Source organism: Ideonella sp. B508-1 (assembly GCF_000333615.1).
Lineage (GTDB): Bacteria > Pseudomonadota > Gammaproteobacteria > Burkholderiales > Burkholderiaceae_C > Ideonella.
On the sequence record NZ_BADL01000032.1, the window covers coordinates 1 to 5146 of the forward strand.

The window sequence follows — 5146 nt, forward strand, 5'->3', positions numbered from 1 at the left end:
CGCTGCTGGCCGCCACCGCCAGGCGGTGGATCCGATGGAGCGCGCTATCGGCGAGGCTGCCCGCCAGGCACTGGCGGGCACCGAGCATCTGCATGCCGACTGGACGCTGGTGGAGGACTACCCGCTGTCCGGGGAATTGCTGGCCATGTCCCGGGTGTGGCAGTCTCCGGACCAGCGTGCCCGTCTGATCGCCGCCAAGGGTGCGCCGGAGGCCGTGATGGACCTCTGTCACCTGGATGCGCGCCGGCAAGCTCGCATCGTCGGCGAGGTGGCCCGCATGGCCGCCCAGGGCTGGCGTGTGCTGGGCGTGGCGCAAGCGGTCTTTGATGCACCGACCCTGCCGCCGCACCAGCACGACTTCGATTTCGAGTTCGTCGGTCTGCTGGCGCTGGAAGACCCGGTGCGGCCCGAGGTGCCCGCGGCCATTGCCGAATGCCGTCAGGCCGGTATCCGGGTGCTGATGCTGACCGGGGACCATCCGGCCACGGCCCGTGCGGTGGCGGCCCTGGCTGGCCTGGACGTGCGCGGTGGCGTGTTGAGCGGGCCTGAGCTGGCGCAACTGGGTGAGGCCGCGCTGGCGCAGCGTCTGCGCGAGGTCAGCGTCTACTGCCGGGTGCAGCCCGAGCAGAAGCTGCGACTGGTGCGTGCATTGCAGGCCATGGGCGAGGTGGTGGCCATGACCGGGGATGGCGTCAACGATGCGCCTGCACTGCGGGCGGCCCACATCGGCGTGGCCATGGGTGCGCGCGGCACCGACGTGGCCCGTGGAGCGGCGGCCCTGGTGCTCCTGCAGGACAGCCTGTTCGGGCTCGTGGCGGCGGTCCGTCATGGGCGGCGTGTGTTTGCCAACCTGCGCAAGGCCATGGTGTTCACCTTGGCGGTGCATGTGCCCATCATCGTGCTGTCCTTCCTGCCGGTGCTGCTGGGCTGGCCGCTGCTGCTGATGCCGGTCCACGTGCTGTGCCTAGAGTTGCTGATCGACCCGGCCTGCTCCCTGGTGTTCGAGGCCCAGCCGGCCGAGCCGGGGACCATGCAGTCGCCGCCCCGCTCGCCCCAGGCCCGTCTGTTCGACCGCCGTCTGCTGTGGCGCAGCCTGGGGCAGGGTGTGGGCTTGGCCCTGCTGTGTCTGGCGGCCTACGCCGGGGCGGTGGCCACCGGCGAGACCGCCGAGGCCGCACGGGCCCTGTGCTACGGCGTGCTGGTGGGCGGCAGCGTGGCACTCATCTACGCCAACCGGCACTGGTCCGTCGCCGGCTGGCGCAGCGGCGCCGCGGACGGCATGGCCTGGCTGGCGCCGGGCGCGCTGCTGCTGGTGCTCATGGCCTGGTGGGTGCCGGTGCTGCAGACGGCTTTTGGCTTTGCCTTGCCCGCGCCGCCCACCATGCTGGCCGGGTTGCTGCTGGTGGGCCTGGCGGCGGCCTGGTTCGAGCTGGTCAAGCGGCGCACGCCCTGACGTCGATTCAGATGCAGATCAGGGAAAACCCTTGTCGTCGCTCGGGATTGCGGCGACGTTGCCATGAGGGGACTCTTCCGAGGGGAACCGTTGGCGGACGACGCGGCGGGACGTCACATGCCGACACATGTCCCCGACAGGCCTACAATTCCCTCGCTTCAGGGCATGCCAAAGCGTTCCTACGGAACTTTCGGGCATGAACCGGCATCTCCCACCGACACATGTGGAATAGACGATACGCACTAGGCGCCCTGGCCGCCATGGGGGGGCTGAACCTGCTGCCCGCTCGCGCACAGTTTCGAGTCGAGATCGCTGGCATCGGCGCGACCCAGCTGCCGATCTCGCTGCTGCGCTTCCGGGGGGAAGACAAGGTTCCCCAGCCCATTTCCCAGATCATCCGGGCCGACCTCGAACGCAGCGGGCGTTTCCGCTTCGTCGAGACGAGCCAGATGTTCGACGAGACCGGTGTGCCGGTCTACACGGACCTGCGCAACCAGGGTTCCGACGCCATCGCCGCGGGCTCGGTGACCAAGCTGTTCGATGGCCGCTTCGATGTGCGCTACAAGCTCTGGGACGTGGTCAAGGGCCAGGATCTCGGCGGCCAGAGCCTGGCCGTGGTGGCCGGTGATCTGCGTCTGGCAGCCCATCGCATCGCCGATGCCATCTACGAGAAGCTGACAGGCGAGCGCGGCGTTTTTGCCACCCGCATCGCCTACGTCACCAAGGGCGGTGGCCGCTACACCCTGCGGGTGGCCGATGCCGACGGCGAAGGCGGGCAGGTGGCCCTGGTGAGCCCCGAGCCCATCATCTCCCCGTCCTGGGCACCCGATGGCCTGCAACTGGCCTATGTGTCCTTCGAGGATCACAAGCCGGTGGTCTGGGTGCAGAACACCGCCACGGGGGCCCGTCGCCGGGTGGCCAACTTCCGTGGCTCCAACAGTGCGCCGGCCTGGTCGCCTGACGGCCACACCCTGGCCGTGACGCTGTCGCGGCAAGGTGGTTCCCAGATCTACCTGATCGATTCGGCCGGGGGCAACCCGCGCCGGGTCACGCAGAGCCTGGCGATCGACACCGAGCCCACGTTCTCGCCGGACGGCCAGACGCTTTATTTCGTCAGCGACCGCGGCGGCTCGCCCCAGATCTACAAGCAGGCCGTGTCCGGTGGCGGGGCCACCCGGGTGACCTTCTCCGGCAACTACAACGTCAGCCCGGCGCTCAGCCCCGATGGCAAGACCCTGGCCTTCGTGCAGCGCCAGAGCGGCGCTTTCCGCGTGATGACCATGGACCTGGCCAGCGGCACGGTCCAGGCGATCAGCGACACCAATGACGACGAGAGCCCGAGCTTCTCGCCGAACGGACGCTTCGTGGTGTATGCGACCCGCTCGCAAGGACAGGAAGTGTTGATGACCACCACGGTGGACGGGAAGATCAAGACCCGCCTGCTCACCAGTGGCCAGGATATCCGCGAGCCCAAGTGGGGGCCGTACGGTCGTTGAACGACGCAGGCATCTGCATGCGCCGCTCGTCATGGCACGCCGGCATCCGGCCGGCAATTTCGTCTGTTGTTCCTGAAGGAAGAAAATGCTCAAGCAAACCGTGTTCTCCCGTCGTCTGGGCCTGACCGCCGCCGCCGTCGTGGCCGTGCTGGCCACCGGCTGCGCCTCCAACACCAAGCTCAACGACACCCCGGTCGAGACCCGCACCCCGGCTGCCGCCGAAGCGGCCCAGCCTCAGCAGGCTCAGAGCTCCGTGGCCACGGTGGACCTGGCCGCCCAGAAGAACGCCGAGTTGCTGGCCGCTGCCCAGAAGGGTCGCGTGATCTACTTTGACTTCGACAGCTTCGTGGTCAAGGACGAATTCCGTCCGGCGGTGGAAGCCAACGCCAAGTACCTGGCCAACAACAAGAAGGCCCAGATGATCATCGAAGGCCACACCGACGAGCGCGGCAGCCGCGAGTACAACCTGGCCCTGGGCCAGAAGCGCGCCGAAGCCGTTCAGAAGGCCCTGGTGGCCCTGGGTGCTGCCGACAGCCAGCTGGAGTCGGTGAGCTACGGTGAAGAGCGTCCGGCCGTGGAAGGTCACGACGAAGCCGCCTGGTCCAAGAACCGCCGCGCTGAACTGAAGGACCGTTGATCCATGGCGACCCGCTTGCTCCGACCCCTGATGCCCGCCGTGCTGGTTGCATGCGGGCTGTGGCTGGCCATGGCTCCGGCGCGAGCGGGCCTCTTTGACGACGACGAGGCGCGCAAGGCCATCCTGGACTTGCGCGCCAAGGTCTCGCAGAACGAGCAGCAGCTCAAGCAGCAGGCCGACCAGATCCAGTCGCTGCAGAACGGCCTGCTGGATCTGGGCAACCAGAACGAACAGCTGCGAGCCGATCTGGCCAAGCTGCGTGGCCAAGACGAGCAGATGCTGCGCGACATGGCCGATCTGCAACGCGCCATGCGCGATCAGCAGGCCAGCCTGAACGACCGCATGCGCAAGCTCGAACCCCAGCCGGTGACGGTGGACGGCAAGACCTTCAACGTCGACCCGGATGAGAAGGCCGCGTTCGATGATGCGATGAACAGCCTGCGTGGCGGCGATTTCGACCGTGCCACGGCCTCGCTCAACAGCCTGCTCAAGCGCTACCCCAACACCGGCTATGGCGATGCCGCACGCTACTGGCTGGGCAACGCCCAGTATGGTCAGCGCGACTACAAGGGTTCGCTGGCCACCTTCAAGGCCTTCCTGACCGCGGCGCCCGACCATCCCCGTGCGGCCGAGGCCATGCTGGCCATTGCCAACTGCCAGGCCGAGCTCAAGGACACCAAGGCCGCCAAGCGCACTCTGGAAGACCTGATCAAGCGCTATCCGCAGTCTGAAGCCGCCCATGCGGCCAAGGAACGCCTGGTGGCGTTGAAGTGAGCGGGGTCGCGCCGGAGCTGGACGCCGACCTGGAGCGCCGCTTCGGCGGCCTGCGCCGCCTGCACGGCGAGGCTGACTACGCTCGGCTGCGGGCGTTGCGCGTCGCGGTGGTCGGTGTCGGAGGCGTCGGCTCCTGGGCTGCCGAGGCGCTGGCCCGCAGCGGCGTGGCCACGCTGGTGCTGATCGACCTCGACCAGGTGGCCGAGTCCAACATCAACCGTCAAATCCAGGCGCTGGGCGCGACGGTGGGCCAGGCCAAGGTCCAGGCCCTGGCCGAGCGCGTCGCCGACATCCATCCGGCTTGCCGGGTGGTACAGGTCGAGGAGTTCGTCGAGCCCGCCAACTGGCCCGCGCTGCTGCCCGAGCCGGTGGATGTGCTGATCGACGCTTGCGACCAGGTCAAGGCCAAGGCCGTGCTGGCGGCCTGGGGCCGCGCGGCCGGCGTGCCGGTGGTCTGCTGCGGTGCCGCCGGTGGCAAGCGCCAGCCCCAGCGGCTGGAGGTGGACGACCTCTCGGCTGTCACCCATGACCCCTTGCTGGCCTCGCTGCGCAACCGCCTGCGGCGCGAGCACGGCGCACCGCGACAGGGCCGCATCGGTCTGCGTTGCGTGTTCTCGCGCGAGAGCGTGGCGCCGCCGGCCGATGGCGCGGCCTGCGACAGCGACGGCAGCCTGAACTGCCATGGCTATGGCTCCTCGGTCATGGTCACCGCGGCCATGGGCATGACGGCGGCGGCCGAAGCGGTGGCCTGCGCGCTGATCCCGCGCAGCTGACAAGAGGTTAAAC

The 5146-nt window shown here is 68.7% G+C and carries 5 protein-coding genes; all 5 read left to right on the forward strand.

Annotated elements, in window-relative coordinates; all coding sequences use genetic code 11:
- Window positions 1-1453 (forward strand): cation-translocating P-type ATPase (locus I73_RS25370; protein ID WP_022979021.1); only part of this gene is annotated, 1453 nt, incomplete at its 5' end.
- A gap of 221 nt (window positions 1454-1674) precedes the next feature.
- The gene (gene tolB / locus I73_RS01645) at window positions 1675-2949 is read left to right on the forward strand and encodes a Tol-Pal system beta propeller repeat protein TolB (RefSeq protein WP_051048906.1); all 1275 of its coding nucleotides are present in this window, start codon (window positions 1675-1677) and stop codon (window positions 2947-2949) included.
- A gap of 85 nt (window positions 2950-3034) precedes the next feature.
- Complete coding sequence (gene pal, locus I73_RS01650; protein WP_022979023.1) at window positions 3035-3586, forward strand: peptidoglycan-associated lipoprotein Pal; 552 nt, start codon at window positions 3035-3037, stop codon at window positions 3584-3586.
- A gap of 15 nt (window positions 3587-3601) precedes the next feature.
- Window positions 3602-4360, forward strand: coding sequence for a tol-pal system protein YbgF (gene ybgF / locus I73_RS01655; protein ID WP_026096179.1), 759 nt, complete (start codon window positions 3602-3604; stop codon window positions 4358-4360).
- Window positions 4357-5133 carry a ThiF family adenylyltransferase gene (locus I73_RS01660; RefSeq protein WP_022979025.1) on the forward strand — a complete coding sequence of 259 codons (777 nt, stop codon included), beginning with the start codon at window positions 4357-4359 and terminating at the stop codon, window positions 5131-5133. Before ybgF ends, I73_RS01660 begins: the two co-directional genes overlap by 4 nt.
- Window positions 5134-5146: the final 13 nt, after the last annotated feature.